Consider the following 20,249-nt stretch of genomic DNA (forward strand, 5'->3'; position numbering starts at 1 on the left):
CATGGAATTACAAGATCTAAAAATTGCAGGTATTTCGATTGCCCCTGGTGAGGAAAAGCAAATAGATGCTCAAATCGCTAAACTTCCGAGTCGAACACCTATAGATATCCCGATCATTGTCAGTCGGTCGAAAAAGCCTGGACCCACCCTACTAATCACTGGTGGCATGCACGGAGACGAGATCAATGGTATAGAAATTGTCCGTAGAGTGATTACCAACAACTATCACAGACCGCTTATTGGCACAGTCATTTGCATTCCAATCCTTAATGTATATGGCTTTATTCATTTTTCTCGCCAAACTGTTGGTGGTAAGGATATGAATCGTTCGTTTCCTGGAACTAGAAATGGCTCTTTGGCCAGTCAGTTAGCCTATAGATTAACTCAAGATATTTTACCATTGATAGATTATGGTATCGATTTTCATACGGGTGGTGCGAGGATAAACAATTACCCACAAGTAAGAGCCAATCTCGATGAACCAAAAAACATGGAATTAGTCCAAGCTTTTTCGCCCAAATTTATGATTCATTCTCCCTTCAGGGAAAAATCATTTAGAAAAGAGGCTGCGAAAAAAGGCACACCTATTTTAGTATATGAAGGTGGCGAGTCTCTGCGGCTAAGAAAACATGCGATTGATGTTGGTATCAATGGATTGCTCCGTGTGATGAAACATCTTAAAATGCGTGATGAAGCACCCGTGTCGAAAGGAGAATCCTATTTTATTAAAAAATCTTCATGGCTCAGAGCAAAATCTGCAGGTATCTATCACTCATTTTTCAGAACAGGCGAATATGTAGAAAAAGGAACTGTAGTTGGGTTAATTACTGGACCATATGGGGAATTTGAACATAAAATGAAAGCACATATCTCTGGTTATGCCATAGCCATCAATAACAACCCCGTAGTGAATCGTGGAGATGCGTTGATCCATATTGGTATACCTGATTAAAAAAGAAAGCCGCACCAGAGGGTGCGGCTTAAAACTCAACTTGAAATCTATACTTATACACCGTAAAGGTTACCCATAAGACTCTTTCATTGATCAAAAGTTACTATCTCTAATCATTAAGTTTTAAAACATCATCTCCGTTACTTCCATTAATAATCGTAAGATCAATTACATTCATAATATCTGGTGTGAACCCCAGATCAGTCTCATTCAAATCAAAATACAAGGTAGAAGATAAATATGCTTCACAATTGTCATCATGAGCATCATGATTTAAAATCACCGTATATCTGGGTGGATAAATCATAGTAATCACCTCAGGCCAAATCAATTCAAATGTATGCTGCTCGCATCCACCACCATAGGCTACATCGATAATGAGTAAGGTGCTATCATTTCTTAGATCAACTAAATCAAAAGGGTCAGAATCGGGTGCTGATGTTTGCAAACTTGACCAAGCCTGATCAAAACTATCCTGATCGACAATCACTTGACGAGTAGCTATTTCTGAATCTGACATTTCAGTGGGTTCAGATTCGTTACAAGAAACGGACAATAATAAAAGTGCGAGGGAAATTATTGGAAGATTTTTCATAATGTATTTTTAAATTCTCTCTAAAGACACTTGAACTTTAATTAAGGTTGGAAATACTGCTATTAAAGAATGTTGATTTATAGAAAAAGGTTGCTGTAAAAGAAATTCTATTTATGAATTAATCAGACCTGACATTTTGTCGCAATTATTCTATCTTTGCCATCTTAAAAAAATAATAATATAGGTGAAAGAGATTATTGGCGATATAGACATCATAGACAATGCACAAGAAAATTGTGACGTCGTAAATATCACAAAAGAGGAGCAAAACATCGGACAGAAGAAGTTATACATCGAAAGTTACGGCTGTCAAATGAATTTTTCTGATAGTGAAATCGTATCTTCCATTTTAAAAAAAGAAGGGTATACGACTACTTCATCCATTGAAGAAGCCGATGTGACATTTCTCAATACCTGTTCAATACGAGAAAAAGCTGAAACGACAGTTAGAAATCGATTGAGCGAAATCAATCAGTACAAAAAGAAAAATCCAGAATTAGTAATAGGTGTGCTAGGCTGTATGGCAGAGCGTCTAAAATCTAAACTACTGGAAGAGGAAAAAATCGTTGATCTAGTGGTTGGGCCAGATGCCTATCGAGAACTTCCAAATATGCTCGACGAAGTAAGCACGGGTCAAAAAGCAGTCAATACTTTCCTTTCAAGAGAAGAAACTTACGACGACATTACTCCAGTCAGGTTAAATTCTAATGGAGTCACTGCATTCATCTCCATCATGAGAGGATGTGACAATATGTGTTCCTTCTGCGTAGTTCCATTCACCCGTGGACGTGAAAGAAGTAGAGATCCATTCTCAGTAGTAAAAGAAGCTCAAGATCTTTTTGATAAAGGATATAGAGAAGTTACTCTTTTAGGGCAAAATGTAGATTCTTACAAATGGTCTCCAGAACAAAATAATAAAGCTCGATTAGAAAAAACTGATGCTTCCGAAATTGTCAATTTTGCCAATTTACTTGAAATGGTCGCAGAAGTGAGTCCCTTATTGAGAGTGCGATTTGCGACTTCACATCCAAAAGACATTACAGACGATGTATTGTACACCATGAAGAAGTACGATAACCTCTGTAAATACATTCATTTTCCTGCTCAAAGTGGCAATTCAAGAATATTGGAAAGAATGAATCGTACCTACGACAGGGACTGGTACATCAGCAAGATCGATCGAATTAGAGAAATTTTGGGCAACGAATGTGGAATATCAAGTGATATGATCTCTGGGTTTTGTGGAGAAACGGAAGAAGAACACAAAGACACTTTATCTCTGATGGAATATGTGAGATACGACTATTCCTACATGTTTTTCTATTCAGAAAGACCAGGTACATTAGCCGAAAAGAAATACGAAGACGATATCCCAATGGATATCAAAAAACGAAGATTAACAGAAGTAATCAATCTCCAAAGAGAGCTTTCTATCGAAAGGAACCAAATGACTATTGGTAAAACATACAAAGTGCTGGTAGAGGGATTCTCTAAACGATCTAAGAGTCAATTGCAAGGCAGAACCACCTGCAATCGAGTAGCAGTATTTGATGCGGGTAACTACAAAAAAGGGGATTATGTTAATGTATTGGTCAATGAAGTAACAACAGGAACCTTATTAGCATCAGCTGTTGACAACTAAACCTATTCTCTAGTGAAAGAATCCGAAATACAAACCATCAAACAACGTTTTGGTATCATTGGCAATTCTCAATTGCTCAATCAAGCCATAAACGTAGCTGCTCAAGTCGCTCCTACAGATATGAGTGTGCTCATTACAGGTGAAAGTGGAAGCGGAAAGGAATCATTCTCAAAAATCATTCACTCGCTAAGCAAGAGAAAACATGGTCAATTCATAGCGGTAAACTGCGGCGCCATCCCAGAAGGTACAATTGATTCGGAATTATTTGGACATGAAAAAGGATCCTTTACAGGGGCACATGAGGCTCGCAAAGGTTACTTTGAAGTAACTGATGGGGGCACCATATTTTTGGATGAAATTGGTGAAATGCCAATGAGCACTCAAGCAAGGCTTCTTCGTGTACTCGAGAATGGCGAATTCATTAAAGTAGGCTCTTCAAAGGTACAAAAGGCCAATGTGCGTGTATTAGCAGCCACTAATGTCAATTTGATCACAGCTGTAGAAAAAAATAAATTTCGAGAAGACCTATATTATAGATTAAACACAGTTCCAATCTACGTGCCGGCACTAAGAGAACGTGGATCTGATATAGAATTACTTTTCAGAAAATTTGCCTACGATTTCGGTGAGCAATATCACGTCGACGCAATCAAATTAACTGATCGAGCGAAAGAAACATTGATGAGGTTCCGATTTCCTGGCAACATCCGTCAATTGAAAAACCTAGCTGAACAAATTTCTGTTTTGGAAATGAATCGAACGCTAGACGAAGAAACGCTCAAAAAATATTTACCTCAAAATGTAAGTAACCTTCCTGCTCTTCTAGACAAAAAAGCTGATTCATCTGCGGGCAATGACGGTTTCACCGAAAGAGATATTTTGTATAAAATCCTTTTCGACATGAAAAAGGACATGAATGACTTAAAAAAATTGGTGCTACAAAATGCAGGAGATAGCTCAGATCGAGATGAAATTATAAAGGAGCATGGAAAATTATTCAGTAATCTGGAATTGAAAGACGAGCATTTTTCAGAGTTTTCAGAAAACCCCATGGACTCTCCCGTCATTATCAATCAGGATGATTATCAAGACTTTGATTCTGATAAAGTCGAAGACATAGCGCATGAAACTGAACAGGACGATTCTTTGTCTATAGAGAAAAAAGAAAAAGAGTTGATAATCAAAGCATTAAGAAAAAATAGAAATAAAAGAAAATATGCTGCACAAGATTTAGGCATTTCTGAACGTACTTTGTATAGAAAAATCAAACACTATGAGTTGGAAGACTAGTATTTTCATTTGTATGTCTTTTGCCTTGATGAATACTTCATGTGGCGTGTACTCTTTTACTGGTGCGTCCATTTCGTCCACAGTTGAGACAATCTCTATTCAAACCTTCTACAACAACTCCCCCTTAGGACCTTCAAATATGAGTCCTCTTTTCACCGAAAAAATTAAGGACTACTATTTAAGAAACACTAGTCTTACACTTGTTGATGGTGAGGGAGATTTACAATTGGAAGGCAGTATAGATAATTACACCCTCACTCCTGTGGCCGTTTCTGCCTCCGAGGACCCTAGCCAAGTGGATCTGACCAGTTTGACACGAATAACAATATATGTCTCTGCCACATACACCAATATAGAAAATGACGAATTTGATTTCGATCAAACTTTTTCGTTCTTTAAAGACTTTGACCAAAACAGAGAGGATTTATCTGCAAACGAAGAAGAATATGTAAATGAAATCTTCGACCAAATCATACTGGATATTTTCAACTCTTCTGTTGCCAATTGGTAAATTTTGTTATCTTTATCGCTTACGCATAACTGAGAGCCACCATTGAATAAGCAAACATTTCTAGAGTTGATGAAGGCCCCTGAAAAGATGTCAGAGGCTGATTTTGTGGAGCTGGAAACGCTAGTCAAAGCAAATCCTTATTTCCAAAACGGGCATAGCATGTTAGCTAATGCAAGCAGGAGATTAAAAAAGCCGTCTTTATCCAAAAAAATGAGTACGGCTGCAATCTATTCCACTAATAGAAATATCTTCAAACAGTACATTCAAGGACAGATCAAATTTGGTAAACCACAACCAACTACTGTAATAAAAGGTGATCCAGTTAAAAAAGATACCAAACCGAAAGCAGTACCTACACCAGACAATACACCAAGAAAAGTCCCTACTCACAACACAGATGAGGAACAGAGTGCGCTGGTAAAAGAGATTTATGAAAATCTAGAAAAATGGAAAGCGAGTAGAGAACATTATCTCGATTACGACAAAAGGCATCCTGAAGAAATAGTAATAGAAGATCCTTTTGCGTCCAAAGAGGCTCCTGTTCAACCCGAAGAACCAAAAGCAACTCCCGAAAAAGCCGAGATATCAAAAGAAACTTCATCTCCAGAAGATTCAGCAAAAGAAGAAAAAGCTATTTCCACAGAACCTAAGTTAACTGATGCTGATGCTGAAATAGACGAAGTTCAAAAACTAAAGAATCAAGTAGCTGAAGAAATCGAAGCTGAAGAAGAATCGATTTCAAAAGCATTGTCAGGAATTGCAGAAAAGAAAAAAGAAGAAACTGTAGAACCAAAGGCAGAAGAAATAAAAACAGAAGAAGCAGAAGAAAAACCAAAACCTGCCTCTTCTTCAATTTCCTCAGATGAATTAACTGCCATTGTAGATGCCGAATCCTCGATGGACAAAGTTGAATCTGAAGATGATGCCGAAGATTCTGTAGACGATATTGAAGAGTCTATTGCTGCTAAAACCGAGACTGAACCTGCAAATGTAGCACAACCTCAGATTGAAAAAGTTCCAGATGAAATTGAATCTACCACAACAGAAACCAGTGATAGTTCAGCGGAAATAGAAATCAATGAGGTTGAAGAAGAAAAAGTAGAAGATCAATCTGAACCAGAGGATCAAAAAGAAGAAGATGTAGAGATTGAAGTATCCATTAATACCACTTCTGACAAATCCACTGAAGAAACTGAAGAAGAACTCGATCAGATTGGTAAAGAAATCCAAGAACTCAAATTAACTCCTGGAAGTACACCGACTGGAAAGAAATTCCGACTTGGTGTATTGAAAAGAGGAACTAAATTCACGAAAGAAAAAGTAAAAAAGACAGCTAAAGTGGCTCCTGCTAAAAAAGCAGAATCTAAAAAGAAAGAAGAATCTAAAACTAAAACGGCCACTCAATCTACCGCTACAAAAAAGACAACTAAAAAAGAAGAGCCTAAAAAAGCAGCAACCAAAAAAGTAACTAAGAAGGAAACCACTCCAAAAAAAAACAGCACTAGTACTAAGGAAGCACCTAAGAAGTCGACTACAAAAAAAGAATCCACCGCTAAAAAAACAACTACAACCAAAAAAGTAGATACTGAGAAGAAAGTAGCTAAAAAGAAAGCTGCTACTAAAACAACTAGCTCAAAAGCGGAAGCAAAAAAGGAACCTACTAAAAAAGACACTTCAAAGAAAGCCTCACCCAAGTTTAGGATGTCAGCCACATTGGGATCGAAAACTAAAAAGAAAACTACTCCTAATAAGAGCACAAAGAAAGAAGACGATTCATCGTCAGAAAAAAAAAAACCTAAAGAAGTAAGCCCCTCCAGCAAAAAAGACACTACTAGTCAATCGATTATCATAGATTCGTTCATTGAGCTAAATCCAACTATCCAAGTAACAAAAGGCAAACAGCCAGAAGAGATACCTGTAGAAGATTTGGCAGCACGATATGATGCCTTTCCTGACGACCTAGTTACTGAAAATTTAGCCACCATTTTAACCAATCAGGGGAAAGTAGAAAAAGCCATTGACATCTATCAAAAATTAATTTTGAAAAATCCTCAAAAAAAGGCTTACTTTGCGTCTCAAATTGAAAAATTAAATAAGAAATAGATGTTTACTACGATTGTTGTATTGATTGTTTTTGTAGCTGTAGTGCTTGTATTAGTTGTTTTAGCACAAAACTCAAAAGGTGGTGGGTTGACTAGCCAATTTGGTGGCTCAGGTACTTCTCAGTTGATGGGAGTTAAGAAAACCGGCGACTTGCTAGAAAAATTAACGTGGGGATTAGCAATTGCATTGATCGGATTGACGCTTTCTACTAAGTTTTTAATCACTCAGTCAAGAGGCGAAGAATTTTCAAGCCCAAATATCGAGAGTGCTCAAGATAAAACTATCGCGCCAAACCTAGATTTAGGAACGGAAGAAGCTGAAGGTGATATTCTTGATGATGCACTTGAGGTAGAAGATGCAAGCAACGAAGAGTAATCTTAGTTATACATAAAATATTTAAGTCCTGTTCATCATTGAGCAGGACTTTTTTTATAACTAAAATCCAATGCTATCCTGTCATAAAATAACCACTACCACCCTACTCCTGTCACCTTTCCTGCAAGTTTGACCGACTTTTTGACAGGACTTTGAATTGGCATAAGAAATGCTAATAAGCAGAAAGAATTTTCTTAATATAGAATCAATTAAAATTTAAAAGAACATGTCAAAAGTAAGCTTTAAACCAAACGAAGATAGAATTTTGGTTGAACCTGCTGCCGCAGAGGAAAAAACCGCTTCTGGTATTATCATTCCTGATACTGCTAAAGAAAAACCACAAGAAGGAATTGTAGTGGCAGTTGGAGAAGGTGTTACCGACAAACCAGTGACTGTAAAAGTTGGAGACAAAGTGCTTTACGGCAAATACTCTGGCACTGAGCTATCATTGGATGGTAAGGAATACCTCATCATGCGAAATTCTGACGTATTCGGAACCCTATAATTTCAAATAACCTTTTTCAATAGAATATTAAAGATCATTTAAAATGGCTAAAGACATATTTTTTAATTCAGACGCAAGAGACGGCCTTAAAAGAGGCGTTGACATGCTAGCTGACGCAGTAAAAGTAACCTTAGGACCTAAGGGAAGAAACGTAATTCTTGACAAAAAATTCGGTGCCCCTACCGTAACTAAAGATGGTGTTTCTGTAGCAAAAGAAATCGAATTAAGCGATGCCTTGGAAAACATGGGTGCTCAATTGGTAAAAGAAGTAGCTTCTAAAACTGCTGATGATGCAGGTGACGGAACTACTACTGCTACTGTTTTGACTCAAGCGCTTTTCGGAAACGGATTTAAAAACGTTGCTGCAGGTGCTAACCCAATGGACCTTAAAAGAGGAATCGATAAGGCAGTAGCTACAGTTGTAGCTGACTTGAGAAAACAATCAAAAGAAATCAAAGACAACAGTGAAGTAGCTCAGGTAGCTACCGTATCTGCCAACAACGACGCTGAAATCGGTAAGATGATTGCTGATGCCATGGACAAAGTAGGCAAAGACGGAGTAATCACTGTAGAAGAAGCAAAAGGTACTGAAACAGAAGTAAAAACTGTAGAAGGTATGCAATTCGACAGAGGATATCTTTCTCCATATTTCGTGACTAACACGGACAAAATGGAAGCTGAGATGGAAAATCCTTACATCTTGATCTACGACAAGAAGATCTCGACAATGAAGGAATTACTTCCAGTATTGGAAGCTACTGCTCAGACTGGCAAGCCTTTAGTAATTATCTCTGAAGATGTAGACGGTGAGGCATTGGCTACTTTGGTAGTAAACAAAATCAGAGGATCTCTGAAAATTGCTGCTGTTAAAGCACCGGGTTTTGGCGATAGAAGAAAGGCTATGTTGGAAGACATCGCCATCTTAACTGGCGGTACTGTTATCTCTGAAGAAAGAGGATACAAACTAGAGAACGCTACTTTGGAGTACTTAGGTACTGCTGAGAAGGTTAACATAGACAAAGACAATACAATTATTGTAAATGGTGCTGGCAAAAAAGAAGACATTGATGCTAGAGTAAACCAAATCAAGCAACAAGTAGAAAATACTACTTCTGACTACGACAAAGAAAAGCTACAAGAAAGATTAGCTAAGTTGTCTGGTGGTGTAGCTATCCTTTATATCGGAGCTGCTACTGAGGTAGAAATGAAAGAGAAGAAAGACAGAGTAGATGATGCGTTGCACGCAACTAGAGCTGCCGTACAAGAAGGTATCGTAGCAGGTGGAGGCGTTGCCTTGATCAGAGCCATTGCTTCATTGGATGGATTGACTTTGGAGAACGAAGACCAAAACACTGGTGTGAATATCGTGAGAATGGCTATTGAATCTCCTTTGAGAACAATCGTAGCTAACGCTGGTGGTGAAGGATCTGTAGTAGTAAATGCTGTAAAAGACGGCAAAGGAGACTACGGATACAACGCTGCTAATGATACGTATGAATCCATGTTCAAAGCAGGGATCATCGACCCTACTAAGGTGACAAGATTAGCACTTGAAAATGCAGCTTCTATTGCTTCATTGCTATTGACTAGTGATGCAGCTGTAGTAGATCAGCCTGAGCCAGAAGGTGCTCCTGCTATGCCTCCAATGGGTGGCGGCGGAATGCCGGGCATGATGTAATCATGAAGCCATAGTCGAAGGACTATTTATCATAAATCAAGCCATTCTGATAATAATCAGGATGGCTTTTTTCATGTCGTAAATTTCATATCTTTAAGAATGAAAGTTGCAACTACCCTCCTCCTTATCTGTTCTTTTACATTTTCTACACTCGCTCAAACTGAGATTGATCAAAATCAACAACATCAAATAGATTCATTGAGCGAATTGGTGATCTCACTTGAAACTACAGAACTCATTCAGTCGATGTCTCAGCGATCGATACTTACGCCTAGATATTTCAAGGATAGAAAATCACTAACGGCACGACAAGCCTACAATTTTTGGATTAGAAACACAGCTAGCAAATTCATTTCACACCTCAATGTTTATTCTGCTCTATATAATGCCAACAAGTACTATGAATATGATAGTTTAGAAAACACCTTTTACAATCATATCCTCGAGCATGATGAGATGGTGACTTCCATTGTGTACAGCACAGAACCAAACATCTTTTATTCAGCATCGTCGGACGGGAAAATTCTGAAGTGGGATGAATCAAATATAAAAAAAGAACCCATACAGCTCTATCGAGATAGAATCCTTTATCGCTCATTAGACTTAAGTTCGGATGGCAAATGGTTATTAGCCGTTACCAAAGAAAATGGCGTTTTACTAATAAATACTCAAACTAATAAATCCAAGAAGTCGGAGGTTTCTGTCTCTCAAGTAAGTGTTGATTCGGAAAATGCTCAAGCTGCCATTTTTCTACCTGATCAAATGAACTATCTCACAGTTAACAAACAGGGAGAAATAAAAATAAAAGGCTATGAACTAGATTCAGTGAAAGGCAAAACTGATTATGAAATCAGAGCACTTGCAGTTGATGTTGAGAAAAGTGAAATCTATGCTGGAACCATCAATGGAGTTGTACAAGTTTGGAACGAACGATTTGAAAATTCGCATTTAGATATACCCGAAACCTTCGCAGTCAATGTATTAGCAGTCAGTACCGATCATAAACTCTTAGCTATTGGTCGTGAGAAAGGTGATGCCATCATTTGGCATTTGGAAGATAAAAGAATTGTAAGAATTATTTCCGGGCATCAGTCGGCCATTACTGCTATTGACTTTAGCCCAGATAACGAACGAATTTTGACCGCCAGCAGAGATGGTACGGTTAGAGTTTGGGACATATTTGATTCTAAAAAATTTCCCATTGTATTGGACGATCACAATGACTGGGTAATGACTGCCTGTTTTGATCATTCCGGCACAAAAATCATTACTGGTTCCAAAGACAAGACTATCAGAATATTCAACTTGGATTTCGAATGGATGGCAGACAGGCTCTGCAATTACATAACCAGGAATATGACTCCCGAAGAATGGCATGATTACGTAGGACACAATTTTCCTTATGAAGACACTTGCCCTAACCTTTCTGAAAAAAATTAAGACTCAACTTAAAGTGTACCTTTTAAGAGATTAGTTTTTTACATTCAATATTTTATAAACATCATTGAAGTTTACCTTTTGAATTGACATCTTTGTACTCCATTCATTTAGAAAATATACACCATGGAAATCAAAGCAAAACTGCTAGAAAAATATGAAACGGCATCCTTCGGTGCCAGTGGCTTCAAAAAGAGAGAATTCGTAGTTGAGTATGCAGAAAACCCTCAATATCCAGAATTTATCAAGTTTGAATTGATTCAAGATAAATGTGAACAACTTGATGGTTTTAATATCGGACAAGAATTGAATATCGCCTTTAATCTGAAAGGCAGAAAGTGGACCAACCCTAAAAACGAAGTGGTATACTTCAATTCACTACAAGCCTGGAGAATTAGTGCCGCCAATGATGTAAGTGCTGCTCCAGCACAAGGAGGTCAAACCAACGAGTCAGGCGAAAACGTTACTGAGCCAGAATGGCTCAATGCGGATAACAGCGGTGAAGCAGACGACTTGCCGTTCTAAAATTATTAAATACTAATTAAGAAGGGCTTTTTGAAATTATCAAAAAGCCCTTCTTTAGTTTTACAACAAGATTAAAGTATCCTACCATCATTTCTTCAAACCTAAACCATTCAGGTTTTGATCTATAAATGTTTTGGGAAAGTTTTCGTCATCAGGAAAACCTAATTCAATATCCTTTCCATCTCTAGGAATATAGCTTGTACCAAATAAATAATCCCAAATACTCAAAGACAGTCCAAAATTGACTCCATACTTATGATCATTAGGCAGCTCCTTTGCGTGATGCCAAATGTGCATAGCCGGATTGTTGAAAAGGTATTTGAATGGGCCAATGTTCACATTAAAATTGGCGTGATTCCAATGACCTATGGCTATAGCAATCGCATGGACCAAAAAGAAGTCAGACAGACTAAATCCGATTAATGCCAAGGGAATATACTCGAGAGACTTATATACCACATTCTCCATCCAATGAAATCTCAGATGGGCAGCAAATCCCATTTGTTTGACACTGTGATGTACTTTGTGAAACTCCCATAACCATGGTGACCAATGCAGCAGCCGATGAATCATCCATTCGATAAAATCCTTGACCACAAATAGTAATACCAACTGAATCCATGCTGGAAGAGCTCCCACTTGGATAGCTACTAAGTTCTTGATCCCAAACAGCGCAAGAAAATCATTCAGCAGTTCCACTCCGACCTGAGATACCCCAGCAAATGCGACTATCGAAAACAGGAAAAAATTGAAAAGCATATAAAAGGCATCCAACCAAAAATCCTGTCTGAATTTTGGTTGGTTTTTTCTCCAAGGCTTGGCAAGTTCCAATCCAAAAAATAACAGTGACACTATTATTAAAAAATAAAAGTAATTCCCCCAAAGCCCTTGACTAGAACTAAAAGTAATCTGCCCTATAAACCAATTGAAATATCCAATTGTGGCTTCCAAAAACAACTCAAAATAAGTATTCATTCTAGTTTTTCAATAGTTTTATTGATGTATAACGAAAAATTACAAGTTTGATCATGTCAATTCTTTATGACTCAAATTAAAAAAATACAAGAAATTAAATATTAATCAATTTCCATATATCTATCTGATAATCAATTCTATAAAATTAGAGACATTAACAATTCCATCAAATTTCATGCTTAATCAGGTATACAAAAAACAAACTTAACGACTCTTTTGTTAAATCTTAATTAGTATATTTCATTATGATATTGAGGTGACAGATTGTGCATTCAGTATTTTTGCAACCAAATGCTATTGGATAATGGAGGAGAATTTTAAGAAACGAAACGAGGAGAAGGAGCTTTTAAAAAAGTACGAGTCGTTTCGGGAGAATAAAGAAGCCTTTTATTTTACCTCGGACGAATACGAATCAATCGTCCAAACCTACATAGATCAGAACAAACATCGCAAAGCACTCAAAGCAGTGAATTTGGCGATTGAACAATATCCATTTGCTGTTGAGTTTATGGTTCTGAAAGCTCAAACCTATTCCAATTTACAGGAATATGGAATCGCCATCAATATTTTAGAGAAAGCCGGGAATTTGCACCCAGGAGACCCTGATATATTTTTAATTAAAGGGAATATTCAAATTCTAAACGGTGATATCAATGACGCTTTAGCCAGTTTTGAAAGTGCTTTGGAGTCATCTGAAGACAAAGATGAGATTTTTTATAGCATAGGACTTGCCTATCAAAATCGCGGGGATTACAAAGAAGCCATTACTTTCTTTAAAAAATCGTTGGAAGAAAATCTAAACAATGAAAATGCCCTTTATGAATTGGCTTATTGTTTGGATGTAACTGGTGAATTGGAAACCAGCATTTCTTACTATAAAGAATTTATAGATAAGGATCCGTACTCTGAATATGCATGGTTCAATTTAGGGATTGTATATAACAAACTAGAAAAGTACGAAGACTCCATCAATGCATATGAGTATTGTCTGGCCATAGATGATAAGTATAGCTCTGCATATTTCAACATGGGCAATTCGCTCATGATGCTAAAGAAGTTTGAACAGGGTTTAAATGCCTTCAAAACGACTTTAGAGCTGGAAGGTCCTACTCCTGAAATTTACTTTAGCATTGGGTCTGTTTATGAACAAATGGAACAATTCGATTTGGCCATAAGATATTATAGAAAATCTACCAAGCTCGATCAGTTTTATGATGAAGCCTGGTATTGTACAGGTGTATGTCTTGGACATCAAAACAAATGGTATGAAGCGGTTCATTTTTTCAACAAGGCACTCAAGCTGAGCGTAGAAAATGCCGACTACTGGATGGCTTTGGCAGAAGCAGAATACAAAGTTGGAAATGTAGTTTCTAGTATCGATGCGTATGACGAAGTGAGTCAATTAGATCCAGGAAATGTAGAAGTTTGGAAAAATTGGTCATTAATATATCATGAGCAGGGTGATCATGAGCAAGCCATGAACATCATTCATGATGGGCTTGAAGAACTACCCGATGAAGCCACTCTTTTTTATCAAGCAGTCATCTATTTAATAGAAAAAGGCCATTACAAATTGGCATTTACCTATTTAGAAAAAGGGCTATTCCTAGACTATGAAGGACACACCATTCTATATGACCACTTTCCTAAGTTAGAAACACAAAAGGCGCTGTATAAAATCATTCAGCAATACAAATAAGACATTCATCACTTACCCCAAATCAATTATCAAAACCCTTTGCAAATAGGGCTATTATCAATTTATTTGCAGGTTGAAAAAATCGACTAGCTAGATTTTCGTATTGAATACTTAGAATGAATTATACCCTTAAGAATATACCTGAAAGAACGGTAAAGCCAAGAGACAAAGGATTCACAATGGTGATGGACAAAGGTTTAAGCACCAGACAGGCAGAAGACCTTATAGAAACTTGTGGAGATTACGTCGATATTATAAAATTGGGCTGGGCTACTTCTTATGCCACTAACAATCTTCAGAAAAAATTAGACTTTTATAAATCTGCTGGTATCCCAGTTTATTTGGGAGGCACTCTATTCGAGGCATTTATCATTAGAGATCAATTTGATGATTATCGCAAAGTATTGGATAAATACGACATCCAACATGCCGAAGTATCTGACGGTTCCATAATTCTTGATCACACCAAAAAATGCGAATACATAAGCACATTGGCCAAAGATGTCACTGTGTTATCCGAAGTAGGCTCAAAAGATGCAGCAGAAATCATACCTCCATATCAGTGGATTGAATTGATGCAAAAAGAGCTAGATGCTGGTGCATGGAAAGTAATTGGTGAAGCTAGAGAAGGAGGAAACGTTGGTTTGTTTAGGTCAGACGGAGAAGTAAGATCTGGTCTTGTACAAGAAATTTTGACCAAAATCCCAATGGAGAAGGTAATCTGGGAAGCGCCACAGAAATCTCAACAAGTGTATTTCATCAAACTCCTTGGTTCGAATGTGAATCTTGGAAACATCGCTCCTTCTGAAGTAATTCCTTTGGAAACTCTTCGTTTGGGCTTAAGAGGTGATACTTTTGATTATTTCCTCAACGGTGACGCGAAGCTGTAAGCAACTCCAACCACTTTATGCGGACCTTTAAAGATTATTTCCTACTATTCCTCAAGGGCATGGGCATGGGCAGCGCCGATGTGGTGCCCGGGGTATCAGGAGGTACAATCGCTTTTATCACTGGCATCTATGAAGAATTGCTTCATTCGATCAATTCGTTTGATCCTCAAGCCTTTAAGCTTTTGTTCTCTCTTAAATTCAAGGAATTTTGGATCAAAATTAATGGTGCATTTTTACTACCTCTAGTTGCTGGAATAGTATTAAGCGCACTTACGCTTGCTAAAATCATTACATTTCTGCTAGATAAGCATCCTATTCAGATTTGGTCATTTTTCTTCGGGTTAATTATCATATCATCCATTTCAGTAGCCAAGGAAATCACTAAGTGGAATATTTATACTGTGCTTTCATGCCTATTCGGTATTGCTATAGCTTTTGTGATTACAATGGTAACTCCATCAACTACACCAGATGAACTCTGGTTTGTATTCATATGCGGCGCCATTGCTATATGCGCCATGATATTGCCAGGTATATCTGGCAGCTTTATTTTATTGATTCTAGGCAAATATGCTTATATCATGTCAGCGCTTAAAAATCTAGATACGGCAGTTATAGCTGTTTTTGCTAGTGGATGTATTATCGGTCTTTTTACGTTTTCGAGAGTCATTTCCTGGTTTTTGAAAAAATTCCATAATTATGCCATTGCTCTTCTAGCTGGATTTATGATAGGGTCATTGAATAAAATATGGCCTTGGAAAAAAGCCGAGCTTTTTCGATTCAACTCTCATGGAGAACAGGTACCAATATTTGAACGCAATTTATTACCAACCGATTACATGACAGAAACTGGTCAATCACCAATGATCATTCAAGCCATATTGTACATGGCTTTAGGATTTATGATGGTGGTTATCATGGAAAAAATCGCCTTCGCTATCAAAAAAGCTAAGCAGAAAAGTGAGTCATGAGACAATTCGGACTCATCGGCAACACACTAAAACACTCATTTTCTAAAAATTACTTTTCTGAAAAATTTGAAAATGAAGGAATTATAGAAAATCATTATGAGCTGTTTGAATTAGCTACAATAGCTGAATTTCAGAACCTCATTGATCATTATTCTGAATCATTAGCTGGACTAAATGTCACCATTCCTTACAAAAAGGAGGTGATGGTATATCTAGATGAGCTAGATGAGAATGCAGCTGAAATTGGCGCTGTAAACACCATTAAAGTCCTCGACAATGGTAAGCTTAAAGGATTTAATACTGATTATTTAGGCTTTATCAATTCCTTGCAAGCCAACTGGGATCTAACCAACAAGAAAGCTCTTGTTCTTGGAACTGGTGGTGCATCAGAAGCAATAAAAAAAGCTTTAAAGGATTTAAATATTCCATTTCAATCCATATCTAGAAAATCCTCAGCAACTGCTATAAGCTATGAAGAGGTAATGGCTGGTGAATACGTTCAAAACAATCACTTGATTATCAATACCACACCTTTAGGGACATTCCCTGAGGTAGACACCAAGCCTCAATTGCCCTATGATCAATTGTCCGATCAACATTTGTTGTTTGATCTGGTTTACAATCCAGAAGTCACAGCTTTTTTACAAGAAGGTTTGGATAGAGGCGCTAAAATTAAAAATGGCTATAACATGCTTGTCGGACAGGCAGAAGCTTCTTGGAAAATATGGAATGATTAGCCATCTTTCTGCTCGATGTCACGTATCTCCTACCTTGACTTAACTTTTTTTTCATGCAATCACTTCCAAGAAATGTCTGGGTACTTACACTAGGTTTAGGGCTTATGATGTCCACAAGCTCACTTGTCGTTTTTGTCGGCGGATTAGTTGGCACTACCCTAGCACCTACTCCAAATTTAGCCACTCTGCCGGTAGCTGCTATAATCGTAGGTACAGCATTTTCCACAGTTCCAGTGGCGCTATTCATGAGAAAATTTGGTAGAAAAAGAGCATTTTTATCCATCATCGTATATTCTGTTTTTATTTCTTTAATAGCAGCCTATAGCATTCATGTTCAATCTTTCTATTTGTTTTGCGCCAGTCTCGCTCTTTTTGGCGTTTCAGTTGCTTCTTTGAATCAGTTTCGATTTGCAGCCATGGAAAGTGTGAAGCCAGAACAAATTCCAGATGCTGCTTCTACAGTACTTTTAGGAGGCATAGCAGCCGCCTTTATTGGACCTGAAATCGCTGTAAAAGGAAAAGATTTATTAGAGCAACCATTTGCAGGATCGTTTCTTTTTCTAGCAGCTTTGTTTGTTTTTGGTTTTGTGATTCTTTCTTTTTTTAAAAATGTAAAACCTAGCTCACAAGAACACGCAGCGCCAGGTCGTCCGTTGTTAGCAATCATCAAGCAACCCATTTTTTGGACTGCTGTGCTCTGTGCTATGATTGGGTATGCAGTCATGAGTTTTATCATGACGGCTACACCAGTGAGCATGCATGTCATGGATGGTCACTCTCTTGAAGATACCAAATGGGTGATACAGAGTCATATTGTTGCTATGTTTTTGCCCAGTTTGATCACGGCTTGGGTAATTAAAAAGATTGGCATTAAACGTATGATGCTGACTGGTATTATGGCATTCGCTATCTGTATTGGCATTGCGTATTCTGGTCATCATGTCGGGCACTATTGGGGCTCTTTAGTTCTGCTGGGAATCGGGTGGAATTTTCTGTTCATTGGTGGGACTACACTCCTACCGCAAGCCTATACAGACAACGAACGCTTTAAAGTGCAAGCCCTGAATGAGTTTATGATTTTCGGCACCCAGGCAACAGCGGCTTTATCTGCTGGTTTTGTTGTGCATGCGATCGGTTGGGAAAATATGCTACTGACAACTATTCCGCTGTTGTTGATCCCTTTGATTGCTATTGTCAGATCAAAATAACACAAAGCTTTATCCTTTCATTTTTAATTATTGAATAGCGCCACTTTTGATTTGTTCATCCGTATAGACTAGTCGATATTTACGCCTATGGATTTCAAACTCACATCAGAATACGTACCTACTGGAGACCAACCCCAAGCGATTGCCGAATTGACCGAAGGACTGAACAATGGAGAACCCTCGCAAGTCCTACTAGGCGTTACTGGGTCGGGTAAGACCTTCACTATGGCGAATGTGATTGCCGAAACCAATAGACCAGCATTGGTGCTCTGTCACAACAAGACTCTGGCAGCACAGCTGTATGGTGAACTCAAACAATTTTTTCCTGAAAATGCGGTGGAGTATTTCATTAGCTACTATGATTACTATCAACCAGAAGCCTTTCTACCTACGACTGGATTATATATTGAGAAAGATTTAAGTATCAATGAAGAAATAGAAAAACTGCGTTTGGCCGCTACTTCTTCCCTGCTCACCGGTAGACGAGATGTGATTGTCGTTGCCTCCGTTTCTTGTATCTATGGTATTGGTAATCCAGAAGAGTTTGGAAAAAACATTGTGACTTTAGAGGTGGGCCAACAGATCTCCAGAAATCAATTACTATTCAAATTTGTGGATATTCTCTACAGTAGAACAGAAGCAGATTTCAAACGAGGCAACTTCCGTGTAAAAGGTGACACCGTGGATATCTTCATTGCTTATGGAGATTTTGCTTATCGCATCATTTTCTGGGGAGATGAAATCGAAACCATCCAGCGAATAGAACCACATACAGGTAAAAAATTATCAGATGAAAAGATTGTCACTATTTTTCCAGCCAATCTCTTCGTAACAGGCAAAGACTTGCTGCACCAGGCGATCAATCAGATTCAGGATGATATGGTCAAACAAGTACAATACTTTGAAGAAGAACGCAGATTCTTAGAAGCCAAGCGACTAAAAGAACGAACCGAATTCGACATAGAAATGATGCGTGAGTTGGGATACTGCTCCGGAGTAGAAAACTACTCCCGTTACTTTGATAGACGAGACAAAGGCGCACGCCCTTTCTGTTTGTTAGACTATTTTCCAGATGATTTTCTAATGATCATTGACGAAAGTCACGTGACCCTCCCGCAAGTAAGAGCGATGTGGGGTGGTGATCGTGCTCGAAAGGTCAATCTGGTAGATCATGGTTTTAGGCTTCCTTCTGCGATGGATAACAGACCGTTGACCTTTGATGAATTCGAAGGCATGGTAGGTCAAAGCGTCTATGTCAGTGCTACGCCTGGAGATTATGAGCTCAGAAAGGCTGATGGTGTAGTGGTGGAGCAAGTCATTCGTCCTACGGGATTGCTTGACCCAGTGATTGAAGTCCGCCCTAGCCTCAATCAGATTGATGATTTGATGGATGAAATCGAAGAACGTGTAAGACTGGAAGAAAGAGTATTGGTGACTACACTAACCAAACGTATGGCAGAAGAGCTTTCCAAATATTTGATTAATGCAGGTGTAAAAACCAGATACATTCACTCTGAAGTAGATACGCTCGATCGAGTGGAAATTCTTAGAGAATTACGTTTGGGTGTCTTTGATGTATTGGTGGGTGTTAATCTACTGAGAGAAGGATTGGATTTACCAGAGGTGTCTTTGGTGGCGATCATTGATGCGGATAAGGAAGGATTCTTGAGAAACGAAAGATCACTGGTGCAAACCATAGGAAGAGCAGCAAGAAACGAAAAAGGCATGGTGATCATGTATGCCGACAAAGTCACTGGCTCTATGCAAATGGCGATGGATGAAACCAACAGAAGGCGTGCCATACAGATCGAATACAACACCAAACATGGCATTACGCCAACCACAGTGAAAAAGTCGAAAGAAGCCATCATGGGACAAACTTCGGTTGCCGACTCGAAGAAACAAACGACACCAAAACCATACATTGAAAGTGAAGAAGCGAACCTGGCTGCAGACCCAGTCGTGGCCTACATGGACAAGGCAGGTATCGAAAAAATGATAGAGAAAACGAAGAAGTCCATGGAAAAAGCGGCTAAAGATCTCGACTTTATGGAAGCGGCTCGATTGAGGGATGAGATGCTGGCTTTGGAAAAGCTTAAAGCTGAAAAGTAACTTATCTTCCATACCAGAGAAACAAATGCATGGCGTTTTGATCT

General features: G+C 38.2%; 18 protein-coding genes. 16 read left to right on the forward strand and 2 right to left on the reverse strand.

Annotated elements, in window-relative coordinates; all coding sequences use genetic code 11:
- The first annotated feature begins 1 nt into the window (after window position 1).
- On the forward strand, window positions 2-952 hold the full coding sequence (locus tag ABJH98_RS09985) for a succinylglutamate desuccinylase/aspartoacylase family protein (RefSeq protein ID WP_348307524.1): 951 nt from the start codon (window positions 2-4) through the stop codon (window positions 950-952).
- 109 nt (window positions 953-1,061) lie between these two features.
- On the opposite strand, the gene ABJH98_RS09990 is transcribed toward ABJH98_RS09985, so the two are convergent.
- On the reverse strand, window positions 1,062-1,547 hold the full coding sequence (locus tag ABJH98_RS09990; protein ID WP_348307525.1) for a hypothetical protein: 486 nt from the start codon (window positions 1,545-1,547) through the stop codon (window positions 1,062-1,064).
- Between the two features lie 184 nt (window positions 1,548-1,731).
- Between ABJH98_RS09990 and miaB the strand changes: the two genes are divergently transcribed.
- The 9 genes from miaB to ABJH98_RS10035 all read left to right on the forward strand — a co-directional run bounded on the left by miaB (window position 1,732) and on the right by ABJH98_RS10035 (window position 11,613).
- On the forward strand, window positions 1,732-3,189 hold the full coding sequence (miaB, locus tag ABJH98_RS09995) for a tRNA (N6-isopentenyl adenosine(37)-C2)-methylthiotransferase MiaB (protein ID WP_348307526.1): 1,458 nt from the start codon (window positions 1,732-1,734) through the stop codon (window positions 3,187-3,189).
- 12 nt (window positions 3,190-3,201) lie between these two features.
- Window positions 3,202-4,479, forward strand: coding sequence for a sigma-54 dependent transcriptional regulator (locus ABJH98_RS10000; protein ID WP_348307527.1), 1,278 nt, complete (start codon window positions 3,202-3,204; stop codon window positions 4,477-4,479).
- Entirely contained in the window at window positions 4,463-4,990 is a 528-nt protein-coding gene (locus tag ABJH98_RS10005; protein WP_348307528.1) for an LptE family protein, read from the forward strand. Before ABJH98_RS10000 ends, ABJH98_RS10005 begins: the two co-directional genes overlap by 17 nt.
- A 42-nt stretch (window positions 4,991-5,032) precedes the next feature.
- Window positions 5,033-7,093, forward strand: a complete 2,061-nt coding sequence (locus ABJH98_RS10010) for a hypothetical protein (RefSeq protein WP_348307529.1) — start codon at window positions 5,033-5,035, stop codon at window positions 7,091-7,093.
- Window positions 7,094-7,468: a preprotein translocase subunit SecG gene (gene secG, locus ABJH98_RS10015; protein WP_348307530.1), complete on the forward strand. Its 375-nt coding sequence runs from the start codon at window positions 7,094-7,096 to the stop codon at window positions 7,466-7,468.
- A gap of 226 nt (window positions 7,469-7,694) precedes the next feature.
- The gene (locus ABJH98_RS10020; RefSeq protein ID WP_348307531.1) at window positions 7,695-7,973 is read left to right on the forward strand and encodes a co-chaperone GroES; all 279 of its coding nucleotides are present in this window, start codon (window positions 7,695-7,697) and stop codon (window positions 7,971-7,973) included.
- A 43-nt stretch (window positions 7,974-8,016) separates the two neighbouring features.
- Window positions 8,017-9,651 carry a chaperonin GroEL gene (gene groL / locus ABJH98_RS10025; protein WP_348307532.1) on the forward strand — a complete coding sequence of 545 codons (1,635 nt, stop codon included), beginning with the start codon at window positions 8,017-8,019 and terminating at the stop codon, window positions 9,649-9,651.
- Between the two features lie 99 nt (window positions 9,652-9,750).
- Window positions 9,751-11,091: a hypothetical protein gene (locus tag ABJH98_RS10030; protein ID WP_348307533.1), complete on the forward strand. Its 1,341-nt coding sequence runs from the start codon at window positions 9,751-9,753 to the stop codon at window positions 11,089-11,091.
- A gap of 123 nt (window positions 11,092-11,214) precedes the next feature.
- Window positions 11,215-11,613, forward strand: coding sequence for a DUF3127 domain-containing protein (locus ABJH98_RS10035; protein WP_348307534.1), 399 nt, complete (start codon window positions 11,215-11,217; stop codon window positions 11,611-11,613).
- Between the two features lie 87 nt (window positions 11,614-11,700).
- Here the strand turns inward: ABJH98_RS10035 and ABJH98_RS10040 are convergent, their stop codons facing one another.
- Entirely contained in the window at window positions 11,701-12,588 is an 888-nt protein-coding gene (locus ABJH98_RS10040) for a sterol desaturase family protein (RefSeq protein WP_348307535.1), read from the reverse strand.
- 304 nt (window positions 12,589-12,892) lie between these two features.
- Between ABJH98_RS10040 and ABJH98_RS10045 the strand changes: the two genes are divergently transcribed.
- The 6 genes from ABJH98_RS10045 (at window position 12,893) to uvrB (ending at window position 20,205) form a co-directional block, all read left to right on the forward strand.
- Window positions 12,893-14,287, forward strand: coding sequence for a tetratricopeptide repeat protein (locus ABJH98_RS10045; protein WP_348307536.1), 1,395 nt, complete (start codon window positions 12,893-12,895; stop codon window positions 14,285-14,287).
- A 116-nt stretch (window positions 14,288-14,403) separates the two neighbouring features.
- Window positions 14,404-15,177 (forward strand): phosphosulfolactate synthase, encoded by a 774-nt coding sequence (locus tag ABJH98_RS10050; RefSeq protein ID WP_348307537.1) that lies wholly within the window; start codon window positions 14,404-14,406, stop codon window positions 15,175-15,177.
- A gap of 17 nt (window positions 15,178-15,194) precedes the next feature.
- Window positions 15,195-16,148, forward strand: a complete 954-nt coding sequence (locus ABJH98_RS10055; RefSeq protein ID WP_348307538.1) for a DUF368 domain-containing protein — start codon at window positions 15,195-15,197, stop codon at window positions 16,146-16,148.
- Window positions 16,145-16,885, forward strand: a complete 741-nt coding sequence (locus ABJH98_RS10060) for a shikimate dehydrogenase (RefSeq protein ID WP_348307539.1) — start codon at window positions 16,145-16,147, stop codon at window positions 16,883-16,885. Before ABJH98_RS10055 ends, ABJH98_RS10060 begins: the two co-directional genes overlap by 4 nt.
- Window positions 16,886-16,938: 53 nt before the next feature.
- Window positions 16,939-18,093, forward strand: coding sequence for an MFS transporter (locus tag ABJH98_RS10065; RefSeq protein WP_348307540.1), 1,155 nt, complete (start codon window positions 16,939-16,941; stop codon window positions 18,091-18,093).
- A gap of 87 nt (window positions 18,094-18,180) precedes the next feature.
- Window positions 18,181-20,205 carry an excinuclease ABC subunit UvrB gene (gene uvrB, locus ABJH98_RS10070; RefSeq protein ID WP_348307541.1) on the forward strand — a complete coding sequence of 675 codons (2,025 nt, stop codon included), beginning with the start codon at window positions 18,181-18,183 and terminating at the stop codon, window positions 20,203-20,205.
- Window positions 20,206-20,249 lie beyond the last annotated feature (44 nt).

Origin of the sequence: Reichenbachiella sp. (assembly GCF_039969095.1) — a bacterium.
GTDB lineage: Bacteria > Bacteroidota > Bacteroidia > Cytophagales > Cyclobacteriaceae > Reichenbachiella.